Source organism: Sulfurimonas sp. HSL3-1, assembly GCF_039645995.1.
GTDB lineage: Bacteria > Campylobacterota > Campylobacteria > Campylobacterales > Sulfurimonadaceae > Thiomicrolovo > Thiomicrolovo diazotrophicus.
In genome coordinates this window covers 2026510-2044912 of the sequence record NZ_CP147920.1, presented here as the reverse complement: position 1 = coordinate 2044912, position 18403 = coordinate 2026510, and the positions used below count along the sequence as shown (strand labels likewise).

At 56.7% G+C, this 18403-nt stretch carries 19 protein-coding genes; 13 read left to right on the top strand and 6 right to left on the bottom strand.

All coding sequences use genetic code 11. The annotated features are described in order from the left end of the window. The 3 genes from WCY31_RS10490 to WCY31_RS10480 all read left to right on the top strand — a co-directional run bounded on the left by WCY31_RS10490 (window position 1) and on the right by WCY31_RS10480 (window position 3009). A complete protein-coding gene (locus tag WCY31_RS10490; RefSeq protein WP_345972337.1) occupies window positions 1-1257 on the top strand; it encodes an ATP-dependent DNA helicase in 1257 nt (418 codons plus the stop codon). 150 nt (window positions 1258-1407) lie between these two features. After that, entirely contained in the window at window positions 1408-2592 is a 1185-nt protein-coding gene (locus WCY31_RS10485) for a putative metal-binding motif-containing protein (protein WP_345972336.1), read from the top strand. A gap of 12 nt (window positions 2593-2604) precedes the next feature. Then, entirely contained in the window at window positions 2605-3009 is a 405-nt protein-coding gene (locus WCY31_RS10480) for a hypothetical protein (protein WP_345972335.1), read from the top strand. A 16-nt stretch (window positions 3010-3025) separates the two neighbouring features. On the opposite strand, the gene WCY31_RS10475 is transcribed toward WCY31_RS10480, so the two are convergent. Continuing rightward, the gene (locus WCY31_RS10475; protein ID WP_345972333.1) at window positions 3026-3970 is read right to left on the bottom strand and encodes a hypothetical protein; all 945 of its coding nucleotides are present in this window, start codon (window positions 3968-3970) and stop codon (window positions 3026-3028) included. 66 nt (window positions 3971-4036) lie between these two features. On the opposite strand from WCY31_RS10475, the gene WCY31_RS10470 reads away from it, so the two are divergent. The 9 genes from WCY31_RS10470 (at window position 4037) to WCY31_RS10430 (ending at window position 10266) form a co-directional block, all read left to right on the top strand. After that, on the top strand, window positions 4037-4477 hold the full coding sequence (locus WCY31_RS10470) for a phosphoribosyltransferase (protein WP_345972331.1): 441 nt from the start codon (window positions 4037-4039) through the stop codon (window positions 4475-4477). Beyond that, window positions 4470-4964: a hypothetical protein gene (locus WCY31_RS10465; RefSeq protein WP_345972329.1), complete on the top strand. Its 495-nt coding sequence runs from the start codon at window positions 4470-4472 to the stop codon at window positions 4962-4964. Before WCY31_RS10470 ends, WCY31_RS10465 begins: the two co-directional genes overlap by 8 nt. After that, a complete protein-coding gene (locus tag WCY31_RS10460; protein WP_345972328.1) occupies window positions 4952-5698 on the top strand; it encodes a TerB family tellurite resistance protein in 747 nt (248 codons plus the stop codon). The genes WCY31_RS10465 and WCY31_RS10460 overlap by 13 nt, the downstream gene beginning before the upstream one ends. A 104-nt stretch (window positions 5699-5802) precedes the next feature. Beyond that, window positions 5803-6090 (top strand): hypothetical protein, encoded by a 288-nt coding sequence (locus tag WCY31_RS10455; protein WP_345972327.1) that lies wholly within the window; start codon window positions 5803-5805, stop codon window positions 6088-6090. Then, window positions 6087-6884 carry a 3-deoxy-8-phosphooctulonate synthase gene (kdsA, locus tag WCY31_RS10450; protein WP_345972326.1) on the top strand — a complete coding sequence of 266 codons (798 nt, stop codon included), beginning with the start codon at window positions 6087-6089 and terminating at the stop codon, window positions 6882-6884. The genes WCY31_RS10455 and kdsA overlap by 4 nt, the downstream gene beginning before the upstream one ends. A 41-nt stretch (window positions 6885-6925) precedes the next feature. Then, window positions 6926-7396: a 6,7-dimethyl-8-ribityllumazine synthase gene (ribH, locus tag WCY31_RS10445; RefSeq protein ID WP_345972325.1), complete on the top strand. Its 471-nt coding sequence runs from the start codon at window positions 6926-6928 to the stop codon at window positions 7394-7396. Continuing rightward, a complete protein-coding gene (gene nusB / locus WCY31_RS10440; RefSeq protein WP_231019044.1) occupies window positions 7396-7803 on the top strand; it encodes a transcription antitermination factor NusB in 408 nt (135 codons plus the stop codon). Before ribH ends, nusB begins: the two co-directional genes overlap by 1 nt. A 121-nt stretch (window positions 7804-7924) precedes the next feature. Further along, window positions 7925-8974 carry a dehypoxanthine futalosine cyclase gene (locus WCY31_RS10435; RefSeq protein ID WP_345972324.1) on the top strand — a complete coding sequence of 350 codons (1050 nt, stop codon included), beginning with the start codon at window positions 7925-7927 and terminating at the stop codon, window positions 8972-8974. 47 nt (window positions 8975-9021) lie between these two features. Further along, complete coding sequence (locus WCY31_RS10430) at window positions 9022-10266, top strand: pitrilysin family protein (protein WP_345972323.1); 1245 nt, start codon at window positions 9022-9024, stop codon at window positions 10264-10266. 185 nt (window positions 10267-10451) lie between these two features. Here WCY31_RS10430 and recG read toward each other — a convergent pair whose 3' ends face one another. Beyond that, window positions 10452-12242 carry an ATP-dependent DNA helicase RecG gene (gene recG, locus WCY31_RS10425; protein WP_345972321.1) on the bottom strand — a complete coding sequence of 597 codons (1791 nt, stop codon included), beginning with the start codon at window positions 12240-12242 and terminating at the stop codon, window positions 10452-10454. Window positions 12243-12352: 110 nt separating this feature from the next. Here recG and hpf point away from each other — a divergent pair, with 110 nt between their 5' ends. Beyond that, the gene (gene hpf, locus WCY31_RS10420; protein ID WP_345969759.1) at window positions 12353-12889 is read left to right on the top strand and encodes a ribosome hibernation-promoting factor, HPF/YfiA family; all 537 of its coding nucleotides are present in this window, start codon (window positions 12353-12355) and stop codon (window positions 12887-12889) included. Between the two features lie 43 nt (window positions 12890-12932). On the opposite strand, the gene WCY31_RS10415 is transcribed toward hpf, so the two are convergent. The 4 genes from WCY31_RS10415 to WCY31_RS10400 are packed head-to-tail and all read right to left on the bottom strand — an operon-like array spanning window position 12933 to window position 18392. Continuing rightward, window positions 12933-13412 (bottom strand): hypothetical protein, encoded by a 480-nt coding sequence (locus tag WCY31_RS10415; RefSeq protein ID WP_345969758.1) that lies wholly within the window; start codon window positions 13410-13412, stop codon window positions 12933-12935. Next, window positions 13388-14227 (bottom strand): prepilin-type N-terminal cleavage/methylation domain-containing protein, encoded by an 840-nt coding sequence (locus tag WCY31_RS10410; protein ID WP_345969757.1) that lies wholly within the window; start codon window positions 14225-14227, stop codon window positions 13388-13390. Before WCY31_RS10410 ends, WCY31_RS10415 begins: the two co-directional genes overlap by 25 nt. Further along, window positions 14224-14883, bottom strand: a complete 660-nt coding sequence (locus WCY31_RS10405) for a prepilin-type N-terminal cleavage/methylation domain-containing protein (protein WP_345969756.1) — start codon at window positions 14881-14883, stop codon at window positions 14224-14226. The genes WCY31_RS10410 and WCY31_RS10405 overlap by 4 nt, the downstream gene beginning before the upstream one ends. Beyond that, complete coding sequence (locus tag WCY31_RS10400; protein WP_345972320.1) at window positions 14883-18392, bottom strand: hypothetical protein; 3510 nt, start codon at window positions 18390-18392, stop codon at window positions 14883-14885. The genes WCY31_RS10405 and WCY31_RS10400 overlap by 1 nt, the downstream gene beginning before the upstream one ends. Between the last annotated feature and the right edge of the window lie 11 nt (window positions 18393-18403).

Below are 18403 nucleotides of genomic sequence, written 5' to 3'. Positions count from 1 at the left end.
ATGGAAACGACCTCTCTCTCTACGCTGCTGGATACCCTGCAATCCGGACAGAACCTTTTTCTCACCGGCGGGGCCGGCACCGGCAAAACGACCCTGACGCGCCAGATCATCGCCGCCTACGGCGCCGAAGGGAAAAAAGTCGCCAAGCTCGCTTCGACGGGCATGGCGGCGGCCCTGATCGGCGGACAGACCCTGCACAGTTTTTTCGACCTGGGCATCGCCGACAGCGAAACCGACCTCGAACGCCGGGGGAAGCTCATCCCCAAAAAGAAGATCGTCAAACTGGTGCGTGCGATGGACCTCGTTGTCATTGACGAGATCTCGATGGTGAGTGCCGAAGTGCTCGATATGGTGCGGCTGCGCCTGCTGCAGTGCGGGTTTGACGGCGCGCTCCTGGCCGTGGGGGATTTTCTGCAGCTTCCGCCGGTCACAAAAGGCACGATCCGTTTCGCCTTCGAAGCCCCAAGCTGGGAACAGTTCGCCTTTGAGACGGTGACGCTGACGCACAACTGGCGCAGTGAGGATGCCGAATTCAACGGTGTCCTGAACGCCGTACGGCATGCCCGGGTCACGGAGGAAGAGCACTGCTACCTGCATGAGCTGATCAAACCGACGGGGGATGACCTCTCGCGATACACCTTTCTCTACGGGACGAACCGTTCAGCCTTCGAGCACAACCGCGAGCAGCTTGATGCGGTCGAGGGGGACCTCTACGCCTTTGAAACCCAAAGCGTCTGCCACGATGCCAAAACGCAGCAGCGGGAGGTGGAGCGTTTTATGGCGGATGCCCGCATCCCGGAAGTGCTGGAGCTGAAGGTGGGTGTGCCGGTGCTTTTCACGCGCAACAGCTGGAACTACGTGAATGGTCAGCGGGGTATCGTCGTGCGGCTTGAACAGGACAGTGTCCACATCCGCAAAGAGGACGGTATGGTCGTCAAACTCGAACGCGTCGGCACGGAGAAAAGCCGTTGGGAAGAGCGCACGGTCGAGAAGGAGAAGCAGATGGTCGAGGTGCCGCAGTTTACCCTCTACCAGTTCCCGATCGTCCTCGCATTCGCCATTACCATTCACAAGTCCCAGGGGATGAGTATCGGCGATCTGGTCATCGACACGACGGAGATCTTCGCCCCCTCGCAGTTCTACGTCGCCCTCTCGCGGGCGATCTCGCCCCACAGTCTGATTCTGAAACAGCCGCGCGTGAACTGGGCAAACCTTGCTTTCGTCCACCCCAAGGCGCTGAGTTTTGGTCAGGAATAATTTTTTTCAAAAAAAACTATTTTTTGTGATTATTTAATGCATTTGAATTTTAACAGCTAGTTATTTTCTCCGCCGTGAAGCGAAAGGCGGCGCGTTGTAAGATGGTTTTAATTCACGTTTTTCCCTGTTAAGCATAAGAAGGAGGGAGTGATGAAAACCATGAAAGAGAAAGGAATCGTTCTGCTTGCGGCGATCGCACTGATGGCCGGAGGCTGCAAGGTCAAGAGCGACACAGCCGATGCAAGCAGCGGCGGAGGCGGCGGCGGTGGAGTTGTCATCGCCGCCGCCTTCCCGACGGCCGCCGACGGATTTGAAGGCAGCGCCGGCGACAATACAAAAGACCAACCCAGCAGTATCCTCGTCGGGGGACTGCAAACGCGCACGATCTATCCCCAGGGAGACGAAGACTGGGTGAAGGTTGCCTTGGTATCGGGCAAAACCTACGAACTCTTCGCGACGAACCTGAACTATACGGCCGATACCGTGATCGAACTCTACAAAGCCGACGGGGTGACGCTGGTAGCGTCGAATGACAATTTCCTCTCCTTTGACAGCAATATCGATCAGATTACGATTACGGAAACGGGGAACTACCTGATCCATGTCTACTCCTATTATGCCTACGATATGGCCAGCTATCAGCTCGGCGTGCGGCTTTTTGTCGACAGTGATAACGACGGTTACTCCGCTACCTATGACTGCAATGACAGCAATAACGCCGTCTACCCGTACGCAAACGAAATTGCCGGTAACGGGATCGATGAAGATTGTTCGGGGGCGGATGCTCCGAGTGGCACCGACGGTTTCGAGCCGGACGGAACGCTGGGAGGCGCGACAACGATCTACAGCACCAAAAGCGCCATCGGCGAGATCATCTATCAGAGCGCGCTCTACACCCTGGCGCATACGATCGATCCGGGAAACGACACCGACTACTACAAGGTGACGCTCCCGCCGCACGCTGCGGCCTATGTCGTGGATTATTCCCAGGGGCCCGCGGGGCTACAGACCGCACTGCTCGATAACGGCGGGGCGGCACTGGGGATAACCGATTCGAAAGGCCCGGGGGGGATCATCGAGATGAGTACGCCGGATGCCGGGGGAATCGCGACGACGCAGACCTATTACCTTGAGGTGACGTCGGAGAACGGGTCGTCCACGACCTGGTATGCTCCGGCCCTGGTCCCGATCGGCACCGACAGTGACGGTGACGGCTTCTATACCCAAGACTGGTCCCCGGACTGCGACGACACGAACGAACTGATCTACCCCGGGGCGACAGAAAGACCGCTGGACCCGAAAGACTGGGACTGCGACGGCGACCCGACGAGCTAGAGGGGGGCAGCTATGCGCTGGATCGTTTTGGCCTCAGGTGTGATAGCTTTTGCCTTCTTGGCAGCGGGACGGATGGAGGGCCTTCCGAACGCCCCGGTGGACGGGAGACTCGCCGTGCCGACCTCGTATGAGACGGTAGCGCCGTCGCCCCCGCAGGCAAAAGGCGTCTTGCCGGAGCAGATCCTTTCGGACGTGTCCACGGATGTGCCTGCGCTTACGGAAGAGGAGCGGAGCTATAACCGCATGGTCGCGGCAGAACGGCGTGTGAGCCGGCAGCGGTCCAGGGTCGCTTACATGCAGGCCTGGCGGGAGTGGCGCAAAGCGCTGAACAGCGCACGAAGCAGCGGAAACGACGAGGCGTTCAACCGTCTTCGGGCAGATGAGCCCGAACGCGAACGCTATTTTACGGAGGAGTAAACGGCGCCGGCGGGTACTAAAACCCGAGTGTACGGAACAGGCCCCGCTCCCGCAGACGTGTTTTGAGCGCTTCTGCGGTGCGGCGTTTGGCGTCGCTGAAACTCTGTGGCGAGACGGCTTCGAGGAAAAACTCGTTTTGCGCAATCCGCTCGCCCTTCGCGACGGATTCGAGTCGGACGCGCATGGTCACGTTAAAGAGTCCGTTACGCCGTTCCTGTTGGCTGTCGGCATGCAGCAGAAGCAGACCGATACGGTTGCCCGTCGGTGTCATCCCTTCGGAGCGCAGAGCCTGTTCCACGGTATCAACGTAGACGATCGCCTCCGCATCGCTGATGACGCTGAGGGCCACACCGAATTTCAGGGCGTTGTACGCTGCGTCCGTCTTTTCTGCAAACGCGTAGTAGGGTTTCGTGTCGGCAGCCGGGTCGGCCGTTTCGAGGAGCAGTACCTCCGCCAGCAGCATCGGTTTCTCTTCATGGGCGGCGCCCAATCTGCCCAACTGCGTGAAAAGAGGGGCGTCTTCAGGAGGCAGGTGCGCTTCGATCGTTTGGCGGTGCACTTTGAGGCGGGCATCGATCTGTGCCGCGAAGATGCTGCGCGGCATGGTGATCAAGACCGCATGGTCCTCTCCCATCTCCGCCTCTTCTTTGACGGCAACGCCAGGATAGTCGATCTCCTGGAGCACCGTGCGCATCGCGGCAGAAGCCTGGCTGCGCTCATTGACGTCCCGGACGCGCTGCTCAAGGAGCGGTTCCGCACCCTTGAGCATGGTGGAGGCGATACTGCCGAGGGCGGAGACATACGCGGCCTCTTTGCTTTCGGCCACGGAGACACCGTAGAGCGTGGTCGCCGTCGGCGGCGGCGGGTGCTCGACCCAGGCGGGGACTTCGGGGGTAGTCGGTGTCAGGCAGCCCGAAAAGAGGAGGGTGACGGTTAAAAGAAACAAGAGATCCAAGCGCATAAAACTCCCTTTTCGTCATGGTAGCAATGCATGGGTAAAGGGGGGCTTTAGTGGTATAATGCGGCCATGTATTATTACAGCTATGAGGCTTTCGAAGCGGACATGCGTTCCCTGCTGCCCGCCTGCCGTGCCTATGCGCCGGATATGATCGTGGCGCTTGCGCGCGGCGGCATGATGGGGGCGCAACTGCTCGGCTACGGGCTGGATGTCCGTAATATCGGCCTGCTGCGGGTGGCGTCATACGACGATGATTCCCAGCGCGATACGGTCACCGTCGACGGGGATTGCCCCGACGGGACTTTCCGGCGGATCCTGATCGTCGACGACATTGTTGACTCGGGCAAAACCCTGCAGCAGGTGAAGGCCTACCTTCGGGAGCGCTATCCGCAGAGTGCGATCAAATGCGCCGCGCCGTGGTCCAAGCCCACGGCCTGCGAGCAGCCCGATTTCAGCTGCCGGGAAGCGACGGAGTGGATCGAATTTTTCTGGGACCGTTTCGATGGCTAAAGTGCTGGCGTGGCTGCAGTATCTGCGGACGATCGTACTGGCATTCCGGGTCATCGCTTTCGAAAAAACCGACGAGGCGGCGCTTGTGGCATGGGGAGCGTTGACGATCCTTGTCGCAGCCGTCACCTTCACCTATACGGCGGCGGCCGGGGGCGCGGCACTTCTGGGGATGGGGGTACTCTGGTTCGGTATACGCGGCTGGGCCCGCCGAAACCGTTGCCGCCTTGTCCGCACCGCCGACCGGGTGGAGTTCGCGGATATCGATACGGCGGCCGATGCCTACCGTCAGGGATTTACTGTCGGCGTTGTTCTGCGCCGGATGGAGACCGAAGATGTCAAACGCACGGGAGAGTATGACGAGGCACTGATGGCGGAGAGCCGGTGGTTCTTTGTAGTCAGCGCGCCCGGAAAGACGCGCATCGTGCCGTGTGAGCGGATCGTCGGCATCGAGATCGATATGGAGGGAGATAACGTATGGGATCACTGATTTTTTACCTGTTTGTGGGGCTCTTCCTTATCTGGGTTTTCAGAAGCTACGGACGCTACCAGTACCGCGCAGAAGCAGCGGGAGGAAGGACGATCACCCCCGAGGCCGTACGCAACTCCGAACTGGGGCTCTTTGTCGCACTGATGGCGAAGGTGGCCAAGGCCGACGGCCGGGTCGATACCCTGGAGGCGGAGCTGATCGGCAACACCTTTACGGACATCGCGAACAGTTTCCCCGATCCGCAGATTGTCCGTGAAGAGCTCAAGGCGATCTTCAACCGTGAAAAGGAGCAGCGCTTCAATGCCGAGGCGATCGCGCAGCGGCTCGCCTATGCAACGGTGCGCCACCCTCAGCAGCGTCTGGGGATGTTCTCGTTTCTCGTCAATCTCGCCTTTGTCGACGGGGAACTCAGCCGAAGCGAAGAGAATCTGCTGACGAAGATCGCGGTGTTTTTGCAGATCGCCCCGGAACAGGTCGAGGCGATCATGGCCCAGTTCGCGCAGATCTACAAAGCGGGGCCGACCCGCACCAGTCTGCAAGAGGCCTACACGCTGCTGGGCGCGGAAGAGGGCGAAGCGATGGAGAGTATCAAGAAGAAGTACCGTGCTTTGGTGAAGCAGTACCATCCCGATCTTATGAAAGCCAAAGGGGCGGATGAAGCGTATATGGCCGAGGCCACGCGGAAGATGCAGCAGATCAATGCTGCTTATGAAACGATCAAGGCGTCGCGGTAGCCGTGTGCCTTATGGCGGCAACGCAATACCGGATTTGTTAACAACCTCTGGTATAATCCTATTAATTTTCGGCGACACGGCCGTGGCACACAAAAGGGTACATCATGGACGCATCATGGCTTTATCCGGCGACAATCGTCGTCTTGTTGATTCTGGCGTACATGCAGTGGCAGACAAACGCCAAGAAAACGATGGTTATTGTCCTCGTTGTTTTGGGATATATCGTCTACTCGCATGAAACAGGCCACTCCCTGACGGAGTTCCGCGAGCAGGCAGTCGATGATTTTGACGATGCCGTCGGGAACAGCAAATACAAAGAGCGGGTCGTCTCCCCGCAGATGCGGCCGGTCGAATCAAAGGCGATGGTCGAGGGTAACGGGAGTATCGAATGATTTTAATGGCGGGTCCCTGCGTCATCGAGAGCGAAGCATCCCTTTTCCGTATCGCCGAGGCGTTGCAGCCCTACCATGAGGATGCGCGGTTCGATTTCTATTTCAAGGCGAGTTTCGACAAGGCCAACCGCACCTCCCTTGAGAGCTACCGCGGGCCGGGAATGGAAGAGGGGCTCCGATTGCTGCAGAAGGTGAAAGAGCACTTCGGCTACAAGATCGTCACCGATGTCCATGAGTCCTACCAGGTGGCGCCGACGGCGGAAGTCGCGGACATCATCCAGATCCCGGCGTTTCTCTGCCGCCAGACAGACCTGCTCGTCGCCGCGGCAAAAACGGACCGTATCGTCAACATCAAGAAGGGACAGTTCATGAACCCCGCGGATATGCGCTATTCCGTCCTCAAAGTGCTTAAGACCCGCGGCTGCGATGAGGTGGGGTATGAAAACGCCAAAAAGCACAAGGTGCTTCTTACCGAACGCGGTTCGAGTTTCGGCTACGGCAACCTCGTCGTTGACATGCGTTCCCCGGTGATCATGCGTGAGTTCGCTCCGGTCGTTTTCGATGCGACACACTCGGTACAGATGCCCGGCAGCGGCGGCGGAAAGACCGGCGGTGACAGCTCGATGGTGCCCTACCTCTCAAAAGCGGCGGCCGCCGTCGGCGTCGACGGTTTCTTCTTTGAAACCCACTTCGACCCTTCGTGCGCCCTGAGCGACGGCCCGAACATGGTCACGCTCGAAGGGCTGAAGCAGCTGACGGAGACGCTGCTCGCTATCGAGGCCTGCAGCCGTTAGGCGAAGCGGCACAGCAGAAAGTAAAACAAGGAGAAAGAAAGATGCAAGTAATCGAGGGAAAACTGCAAGTCCCCACGGACAAAAAAGTTGCCATTATCGCGGCACGTTTCAACCACCTGATCACCGACCGCCTGGTCGAAGGTGCCAAAGACGCCTATGCACGCCACGGCGGTAACGAGGCGGAGCTGGACCTTGTCCTGGTCCCGGGCGCGTTTGAACTGCCGATGGCGACGGAACGCCTGCTTGCCACCGGCAAGTACGATGCCGTCTGTGCGCTGGGTGCCGTGATCCGCGGGGCGACACCGCACTTTGATTATGTCTCTGCAGAGGCAACCAAGGGGATTGCGACGGTGTCGCTCAAGTACGCCAAGCCGGTTGCGTTCGGCCTGTTGACGACCGATACGATCGAACAGGCAATCGAACGGGCCGGTACGAAAGCGGGGAACAAAGGTTTCGAAGCGATGACCACGGTCATCGAGATGCTGAACCTGTACGCGGAGATCCAGGCGTAATGGCGACACGTCACCACGCACGCATGGCGGTCGTCAGCCTGCTGTATGCCTATGACCTCGGTAATGGGGCGATCGCGGACCATACCGACGAGATCCTCGAAGAGAAGAAGATCCGCAACAAGCAGAAAGATTTTGCCCTGACGCTCTTTGACGGGGTCATGGCGCATCTGGAAGAGGTGGACGAAGCAATCGTCAAACACCTCAAGGAGTGGGATTTCGACCGTCTGGGCTCCATTGAACGGGCGACACTCCGCCTGGGAGCCTACGAGGCACTTCACAGCGATCTGGACTCCGCCGTCGTGATCAACGAGGCGATCGAGGTGGCCAAAGCCTTCGGGACGGAACAGTCTCCCAAGTTCATTAACGGCGTGCTCGATGCGATCGCCAAAGAGAAAGCCGCATCCTAAGCCCCGCCTGCGCTTAAATCAATCTTTTTAAACGCTGCCGTTTCCTGAGAGCGGGGCGGAGCTGAACCTTGAGCGGCTATACTGCGGCCAAGAACAACATGTACGAGGGAGTGGAACCACTATGAGCAGACTCACCAAAGAAGAAGCGGTTGACCTGATCCGCAACGCCGACCTCAAAACCCTCGGGAAGCTGGCGACGGCCCGCAAAAAAGCGCTGCACCCAAAAGGGGTCACGACTTTTGTCGTTGACCGCAACATCAACTACACGAACATCTGCTGGGTCGATTGCAAGTTCTGCGCATTCTACCGCCATGAGAAGGACGAGGATGCCTACGTCCTCACCTATGACGAGATCGATGCGAAGATAGACGAACTGCTCGCCATCGGTGGGACGCAGATCCTTTTCCAGGGCGGGGTGCATCCGAAACTGAAAATCGAGTGGTATGAGGCGCTCGTAGAGCATATCCATACGAAATACCCGCAGATCACCATTCACGGCTTTTCGGCCATCGAGATCGACTTTATCGCCAAGGTATCGCGCATCAGTGTCGAGGAGGTCCTGACCCGGCTGAAGGCCAAGGGACTCTCCTCCATTCCAGGCGCCGGCGCGGAGATCCTCAATGACCGGGTCCGCGACATCATCGCGCCGCGCAAGATCGATGCCGACGTCTGGATCGATATCCACCGCAAGGCGCACAAGCTCGGGATCAAATCGACGGCGACGATGATGTACGGAACGATGGAGACGGACGAAGAGATCGTCGAGCACTGGGATATGGTCCGCCGCCTGCAGGACGAAACCGGGGGGTTCCGCGCCTTTATCATGTGGTCGTTCCAGGGCGAGAATACCAAACTGCTCGAAGAGTTCCCCGAGATGAAAAAACATTCGGCCAACCGCTACCTCCGCCTGTTGGCAGTCTCGCGTCTCTTCCTGGACAACGTACCGAACCTGCAGAGTTCCTGGGTGACCCAGGGGCCTTATATCGGTCAGATGGCGCTGCAGTTCGGGGCCAACGACCTGGGCTCAACGATGATGGAGGAGAACGTTGTCCGCAGTGCGGGGGCGGGCTTCCGTATGGCCAAGGATGAAATGGTCCGCCTGATCCGCGATATCGGCGAGACCCCGGCGATCCGGAATACGGCGTATGAAACCCTGGAGCTTTTTGCGTGAGCCTCAAAGCGCTACTATTATTCATTTTTTTGACAGGACAGATTGTAATGGCTGAAACGACGGTGGAACAGGTAGAAGTAAACGGCATCAAAGTGCCGATGATATTTGAGCACGATTCCCGGTTACCGATCGTCTCCATGCAGTTGGTCTTCCGCCAGAGCGGTTCGATCGAGGACGGTGCGCTTGCGGGGCTGGCGAAGGTGAGTGCCTCAATGCTCAACGAAGGGACCCAAAAACGTGGGGCCGTCGGTTTTGCCGAGGCGCTCGACGCACGCGCCATCCATCTCAGTGTTCATGCCGGGACGGAGACGATGGTCTTTGAAATGGGTTCGCTCAAAGAGGAGTTCGGTGAAGCGGTCGGTCTGCTCGAAGAGCTGCTTACCGCTCCGAACCTCAGTAAAGAGGCCCTTCAGAAGGTGAAGACAACCATGGTCGGCGCGCTGAGCCGCAAAGAGAATGATTTCGACTATGTCGCCAACCGTGAACTGAGGGCAATGCTCTTCACCGATACGCCGCTGGCGTCCCCGGCGTCCGGGACGGTTGAAAGCGTCAAGGCGATGGAACTCAAAACGGTCAAAGCCTTTGTCGAAAATCACCTCCAGGCCTCCCGGGCCATTGTCGTGATTGGCGGAGATATCTCCAAAACGGACGCGGAGGATGCCGCGCGCCGGCTGCTCAGTACCTTGCCGAAAGGGGCGCTGGAAAGCCTGGGGTACTACCCGGCCAGCGCGGCGGCACAGACGGAGCTGTTCAAGCGAAAAACGGAACAGGCCTATGTCTATTTCGGTGCTCCTTTTGAGATGAAGGTGGGGGACGCCGAGCACTACATCAGCCGCGTCGCCATGTTCATCCTCGGCAGCGGCGGCTTCGGCAGTCGGATGATGGAGGAGGTCCGCGTCAAGCGCGGCCTGGCCTACTCCGCCTATTGCCGTGCGAATATCGCCCGTTCCAACAGCTACTTCTTCGGCTACCTCCAGACGAAGATCGCTTCTCAGAAAGAGGCCGTTGAAACCGTGCGCGAAGTGATCGACACGTTTATAGAAAAGGGTGCGACCCAGGAGGAGCTTGACCAGGCGAAGCGTTTCCTGCTCGGTTCCGAACCGCTGCGGGTCGAGACCCTTTCCCAGCGCCTTTCGCGTACCTTCCTGGAGTACTATAAAGGAGAGGGGATCGGCGCGTCCGCACGCGAACTCGCTCAGATCGAAACCCTCGATCTTGCCACGCTAAACGCCTTTATCAAGAAGCATAAAGAGATCGAGAAGCTTACTTTCTCAATTGTAACAGAGGAGTAGTAGGTTTTTTTGTTCCCCTTCTTTTTTGCTTATCCAAAAAAGAAGCCGAACCGGGAAGAAAAAAGGATAAAAGGCTGCCGCTTTCGGGGCACTCCATTCCCCGGTGATCCGCCTGACCCGCTAATGAACGTTTCGACCTTGACAGCAATAGGGAAGCTGACAAGCTTCTTGGCACTTAGCACTACTCAGCGCGATAGTGCCGCTTTGACTTCCCGGACAATTCCCTCATCTTCGCCGATGTCTGCCCAGAGGAACTTTTTCCCGCTCTGGATACTGCCTTTGAGCAGATCGCCGCTTTTGCGGTACTTCAGATCCAGCGCAGCGATGTCAAAGCCGTTGTCCGTTTGGCGGAAGGCATCGAGGCGTTCGCTCTCCTTCAAGTTCGTATAGAGAAAACACCATCCTTTGAGGCCTGTGCGGCTGACGCGTCCGCGCAACTGGTGAAGGGTAGCCAGCCCGAGGCGTTCGGCGCCGACGATGACAACTGTCGTCAGGCGCGGAAGCGAGATGCCGACCTCAATGACGGTTGTGGCAAGAAGGATGTCTCCTCGCTCCCTGAACGTTTCAAGAATCGCCTCTTTCTCCTTGTCTTTGCCGTAGGTGACGTAGACGTTCTCAAAATGTTTTTCCCAGTAACCTCTGGCCTCTTCAATACTTTGATAGCCGAAATTCTCGCTCTCTTCGACAAGGGGGTAGACGATGAGGACCTGGTGCTCTTGTGCGATCTCTGCGCGGATGTGCTGCAGCAGGGTTGGGAAGTCAGGCTTGTGGATGACCGCGGTCGAGATGTCTTTTTGAAAGGGGGTCTTGGTAATGAGGCTGACGTCGATATGGGCGGAATCGATCATCGCCTGGGTACGGGGAATGGGTGTGGCGGAGAACTGCAGGTAATGAGGGTGACGGGTACCCTCCGAGAGCAGTTTCTCCAGCCGGTGGCGCTGCGCGGTCCCGAAGCGGTGCTGCTCATCGACCATGATGAGCGCGGCTTCGGGGAGGTCGCGGTAGAGCAGGGCATGGGTGCCGATAAGGACATCGGCCTCCCCCAGCGGCATTTTTTTCGGGGTAGCATTCGTGATGAGCAGAATCTTTTTTTCCGGGAGGAACTTACGCGCCTCTTCGTATAGCTGGTTGGCAAGGATGGTCGTAGGCGCCATCAGGATGCTGCGGTGGGGGGAGGCCATCTGCATCGCCGCCAGTATCACCATCGTTTTGCCCGCGCCGACATCCCCGACGACCATCCGTTTGGCGGCATGGGGCTTTTTGAAGTCCGCTTCAATCGCCTCGATGGCTTTTGCCTGTTCATCGGTCAGGAGAAACGGCAGACGCATGGCCCAGACACGCCAGTCGCCCTCCAGTTTTTTCAGCGCATGAAAATAGCGTCGTTTCCCCTGGAGCGAACGCATATAACTGTAGAGCTCAGTGTATTTGAGGGCGTAGAGCTGTTGCGGTGTGGGTTCCTTCAGCGGAGCCTCTTTAGGGAAGTGCAGCCCGAGCAGTGCATCGGCAACAGCGGGGGGCAGCCCCTCATCCAGTAGATTTTCACGGGTGATGTAGCGTGCGGCGAGACGGGCCATGACGTCGGTGCGCAGGGGCGTTTTGTATTTGGGGGTGAGCGTGCCCGCCTCGGGGATACGCTGGGGGTGACTCATCTGGCAGCGCCCCTGTCTGCAGTCGATACGGCCGTAGAAAAGGGTGCGTTCCCCTTCGGTAAAAAAACGCAGCATATAGGGTTTCGGATTGAACAAGACCCCCTCGATTCGGTGCCCGAAGTTGTGCACATAGAGGGAGATGGTCACCGTCCGGGGGGAGCGTTGTATCGATTCGACGGTGGCATCGATCGCCTGCTCGGTGCCCTCTTTAAGCCTGGGGTAAAGCCGGCGGTCCTCAAAACGGACCGGGGCGTGAATGGCGAGCTCTGCGGCCGAGTAGACGCCGAGTTTTTTAAATTTTTCGATATCGGCCTGTTCAATTTGCATGGGATATTTTAGCGCGTTTGTCGCTTTACGGCTTGAAAAATGACATGTTTACTGTGTTATAATCGTTGCCTACGACAATTCACACAGAGGGCGAGGCCCGGAAAGGTTCCATGATGAATATCTCACTGACCGGTAGAGCGATCGAGTTGACCGATCCCATTAAAGAGTATTTGCAAAATGCGATCGCATCGCTCTCGAAGTTCAACCTGGACATCATTTCGGCACAGGCGGTTTGCGCCAAGCGAAGCATCGGGAAAAAGCAGGGTGTCTCGGTGGAGTTTACCATCAATCTTGCCGGCAAGAATACTGTTGTTATCAAGCAGAGTGACGATGATATGTATGCTGCGATCGACATCGCGATCGAGCGGGCACAGAAGGCGCTGCGCCGTATGCACGACAAGCTGAGCGATCACCACCATGAGAGTATGAACGATGCCAAGAGCGAATCGGCAGACGTCAAAGCGGCGGCCGAAGCACAGGAGGACGAAGTCATCCCGGTTGAACTGGAGAGTTATAAACCGAGGGAAGTCGCCGATGTGCTGGATGAGCTGAAAACGGGTGAAAAGCAGTTTGAGATCTTCCTGGATAACGACGGGAAGACTCGAGTTCTCTACAAACGAAACGACGGTCGTTTCGGTCTCTATTAATCGTTTCCGACGGCTTTCTGCCGTCTCTTCCCTCTAGATCAATTTACAGTTTTTGCAGCGTGCGACGGTGGAATCGGATCGGTTCATCCAGATTCAGTGAAGCGTGTGATGTAACATAAACGTCGATCAGCGCGGAGCCATGCTGGGTATCCGTCGAAACGGTTGTCAGGATGTTGTTACATCCGGTGCCGCCGGGGATCATGCCGGTTTGCCAGATGTACTGGATTGTCACGTTGATATTGAACATGGCCGTCCCCGTTGAAGGGTAGGTGTCATTGAAGGAAGTTGTACAGCTCAGGTTTGCATCGCGGTTTTCTCCCGAGATGCGGTAGACGGCGTCTTCGGTGGCATTGAACGCCAGCAGCTGTGCCTGCTCGTTGAGATAGTCGTTGCTGGTACGCGCAGAGACGTCCGTGGAGTACGAGAGCATCTTCAACAGCATGAGCGTGATCAACAGCATCATGAAAACGGCGGCAATGACGGCAAAGCCGCCCCGTTTTAGAACACGATTTTTGTTTTGCATATTGAATACTCCCCTTCATCCATAAAATCTTTGTTGCTGAGGCAAAGCTCGATTCGGATGATGTCCCCCGCTTTTTGCAGCGTAAAGGTTTTGACGTTATCCGTCAACAGGTCCCCCGTGCCCGTATAGATTTCAGCCTGCCACGGTTGGTAATTCTGGTGGAGATAGAGCTTGTGATTGACAGTGTCGAGCACAAGCGCGTAAGCACTGTCTGCGACATGATAGAACTCAAAGATCTCATCACCTGCCGAAAAAGGGTTGGTGGTAAAGTTGATGTTCTGCGATGCGACACCGTCGTAGACATAAAGATCCTGGTGGCTGTTCGCAGAGACATTCGTATCATGCCACCCGAAACTGTTCTGTACATTGACTTTTGAGCCGATAAAGAGCAGTGCGCCGTTCGCCGGTAACGTAGCGGTGCCGGGACTGTGAAGCTGGGTATAGGTGGTATTCCCGTCATTAAGGTCGATGATGCCGCTGAAGTCGCCATTATCCCAACCGTCGCTGTCCAGGCCGATCCATTCAAAGACGGTCTCGTTGCCGGTGACGCTGGAGAGCGGTACGAAGGATGCCGCCGCACCGCTGCTGGCGATGATGGAATCTTTGACCCTATAAGTTAGGCGGTTGGCGATCTGACTGACGGCAGCCTCGGATTTGCTCAAGAGCGAGGCGGCGATGGTCGTCCGGGTATAGCTTTCATAGATCTGCAGGAAAATCTCCACTCCGAACTTGGCGAGGATACCCATGATGACAATGACAAAGACCAGTTCGATCATCGTAAACGCACGCCGTAGCCTACTGTAATACATTCTCATTGGAACGTCCTCTTGGCATAGTCGATTTCACCGATATTGTATGAATAGACCCGCATCCGGACAAGATTGGCGTTGCCGTTGTTCTTATCATTGATGGAGACAACAGTCATTTTGATATCGGTAGGTCCCCCCACTGTCCCCGTAGCGAAAGCCGTACCGATATACCCGGAGTTGACGGCGACCTGATAGGTGCGTTTGTAGCCGTGCTCATTGGTGATGTTGATATCCGTCGTACCATCCGGGACACCGTCAGGATAGGGTTGTGAGGAGGCGGTACTCTGGCTGTGGAAACGGCGGTGTTTATCCTCGGCGATACCGCCGTAGCGCAGGACGGTCTGGATGTCGTCGGCAGCACACGGGACCGTATATTTCGAACCCGTTGCAGTGTCGAGACAGGTGCGTTTGTGGTTGGCATCCCAGTTTGTATCGAGAATTTTTGAATAGGCGAGTTCGCTCGAGGTGTCTTTCGAATTAGGGTCCCATCGGTGCGAAAAGATCTTGGCTGCTTCCATGGATGCCAGGAAGACCGCTTCTTGCGAAAGCGCCCCCTCCATCGTATTCCCGCTTCGCGTCATGATCTGCGAAACGCCGGCAACCGTGATGCCGATAATGATGATCGCGAAGATCATCTCAATCATCGTAAATGCGCGTTTCATTACCACCGGATTCTCCTATTTGAGTTGGCCGGACCGCTGTCCGTACCGTCAAGGTTGCCCTCTCCCGCCTCCACGCCGATGGCGTTGAATTCAATCAGGAACGACGCATTGACGTCGGGGTTGGCGTTGAAACGGTCGTACTTGAGCCATCGATCCGTATGAAGATTGACGGAGGCCTTGTACGGATAACCGTCGCTGCCCCGGTAGCCGATCCGCACCTTTGAGATGCCGTTGCCCGGGGCGGTGATCGACGTTCCCTGATAGAGGGGGCTTGTCGAGCTGTTGAGGTCATAGCCGAAGAACTTGTGGCTCAGATGAGTGACATTGCCGTCCGCCCCGGAATCGTGCTTGGTGTTGCGGAACCACATGATAGCATCTTTACTCCGCTCATTGTCTTGAGCATATCCTCTGCGCAGCGTCAGGTTGGAGTCGTTGTCCGCATAGAATTCAAAAAAGAGCTCCAAATCCTGCGACAGGCAGGGGCCGGTGACGACTGTACCGCAGTTGACACGGTAACGCGGTGCATGCCCCCGACCGTAGAGGAAAGTGGCCGTATCTGTCGTATCGTCGAAGCCGATCACCGTGAAAGGCGATGGTTCAGTGTCGTTGACTTGGACTTTGGTAAGGGCGATGCGCAACGGATCGACAACCTTGTTGACTTTTCGGTTGAAGTTGAGCTTGTATTCAATATGGGTCGTGCCATTGCCGTCCACGGCGTCGTTCGGGAAGCTTGTTGTGAGGTTTTCAATTGGTAACGTGGTCAGCGTACCGCCCGGCAGGAGGTATGCACCTTCCCCGCTGTTTGCCGTTCCATTACTTTCCGCCGGGTTGTAATAGAGGAATTCCGTTACGGAACCGGCCGGTTTGATCGCGGTGCCATGCATTTGCAGGGTGACATTGGTGTCTTTGGCGTAGCAGGTCTCCATATAGTTGCTCGTGACGTTGTTGTCGGCACTCATCGCTTTGATGTCCAGCGCCAACTTTGCCGTCGAGACATTGTAGTCGTCGTACAGGTTCATGTCATAGAGGTAGGTAAAGTCGTCGCCGTAGTCGTCAAGCGTCGCGTTGACCTCGAAATGGTCCGGAATGATGCGGAAGGAGATGCTGAATGGTTCGATACGTCTGTCACTCCAAGGCGTATCGTTCACATCCACTTTGGCAAACTCCGTTCCGTTCGTTTCGTGGATGCTGAAATTGATATCGCCGATATTGTCGAAGCGGAAGAGGCCTGAATCCACGCCGTCGACGAAGTGGACCGCAGGGGTCATATTGACATTGGTTTGCGGGCAGACCTTCGTCGGGTCGCTGATGTTAAGATCGATCTGGAACGTTGTCCCGTCGGTCAGGGTGTCTTCGATCTCGTTATAGAGGAGGGTCGCTTCGGACGGATCGGCCGTATTGCCCGTCAGTCCCTTGAACGCCAGACCGTAATCCAGACCGGCTTTGACAGGGTCGCCGACGCCGACAAGTGTCGTGATGTTCGAATCAAAAGCTTTGGGACGGATGGCAAAGTTGTCTTGCGTACAGTAGCCGAGTCCCCCGACCGTACACTCGTAGCATCCGTATTCGTGGTCGTATTCCGCATTGTAGCCGACACAGTTGGTATTGCCTTCGCCGCAACTGAAGCCGTGATTGTTGGAATCGCAGGGGCTGCCGTTCTGGCCGAAACAGCGCACGAATGCGGACGTTCCGAAGACATTGAGGTATTTGTTGTTGTCAAGGCTTGTCGAGCCGCCGGAGTTCATACACTGCGGCAGCCCTTTGATGTTCCCCGGATTGGTTGTAGAGGTCTGCGTACACTTTTCATCCGAGTCGGCAATTTTCTCGTTGATATTGACGTACTTCATAATAAAGCGGGCTTTTTTTGTCGCGATGTTGCGCAGTTTGAAATCACCGGGTATGCCGCTGCTGCTGACGCCTGCATAACGTGGCGAATTGTCGCCGGGTTCGAAAAGTGCGCTCAGCGGTGCACCGCTTACGGCAGGATCGCTTGTGTAGGTGACGTAAGTCTGGCTCGCCTCCTGGCACTGATCGTTCGCGAGTCTGATGATAACCGTCAGCGGAATGGGATTGGAGCCGGCGGCAGTCGTAGGGTTATAGGCTGTCGGTGTGGCGCCGTCGCTGCTGTCGTTGAGAAAGTAGGTCGGGATATGCGTTTCGCCAGCGGCATAAGAAGCGCTGGCTCTCCCGATTTGGGCAGCCACTTTTGTCCGGATCTGCGCTGTGTTTCTGCCGCCGCTAAGATCGTTCTCGGAGATCTCGACGAGCCCCCCTTTCATGTAAACACCGCCGATGGCCCCGCCGCCCGGTGCAACGTCGTTCAACGTAATATTTACCTCTCTGCTTGCATGTGTGATGGAGTCGTTGTGAAGGGTATTGGCGGCGGCGAGGTCGACGTTGTTCCAGGTGCTGACATTGACGTCGGCGGTGACGCCGGTATCGAGCGCACTGGCCGTGCGCGCGTTGATTTTCAGGTACACGATCCCCTTGCCCATGCCACCGGTGCCGTCTGTCCCGACGTAGCTACACGTAAAGGAGTCTCCTTTGACGGCGGGACTGTTCGGCGGGGTACAGATCCATCCGCTTGAAGTGTCGTAGCCGGTGTAATAGATATTGGGGTCCATCTGATCCCAGATCTGGACACCGTAGGCGTAGGCATTGTCGTAGTTGGTGATAAAGATGTAGTATGAGAAATCGGTATCGACGGGAATGGCATCGGCTTCGGCGAATTTTTCCACTTTCAGTTCGACAACCCCTTTGCCATCGACGACGTCGACGGTCGACGAGGTGACGGCACTCTGTGTCCCGTCCGTCATACTGGCGTTGTTCGTGATCGTATCCGGGGCCGCTCCCGCGGAAAGGGTGACGTTGAAGTCAACAATCGCATAATCCCCCGCAGCCAGTGCCGGACAGCTACAGCTGAAGGTCCTGGAGGCATCCGGGGCCGTACAGGTACAGCCGCCGTCATCGATGATGTTGAATGTGGAGAGGTTCGCTTCGGAGGGAAGGGTATCTGTGATGGTGATGCTGCCGCTATCAAAGGCCTGGTTGTTGACCCCCATCAGTGAATAATCAACGTTGGTAGCGCTGTTTTGCAGGATCTGTCCTGGAACATTCGTTTTCACGAGAGAAAGCGGCGCCGGTACAAAGGTGACTTTGAGAATATAATCTTTTTGGTTTGCCGAGCCCGATTCGACCTTGACCATCAGATCCGTCGGGTTTAGATAGCTGATGCTATAGGGGCTGGAGATATCTGTCATAGTGCTACAGGAGGATTCGCTGTAGAGAAGATCCAGACTGGAATTCGTCTCTAACGTAATAATAAGTTCGCCCGGTATATCGACGGAGAAGTAGTAATAATCCCACTTCTCTGAGTCTCCCCCCACGTAGGTTTGGTTCGTATAGGAAAGATTGGACTGATCGAAAACGGCGGTGTCTGTGACGCTGCTACAGTCACCGGGCACACCGGTGATAGCCGCCGAAAGGGTTTGGGGAAGAAAAAACAGCATTGAAAAGAGCA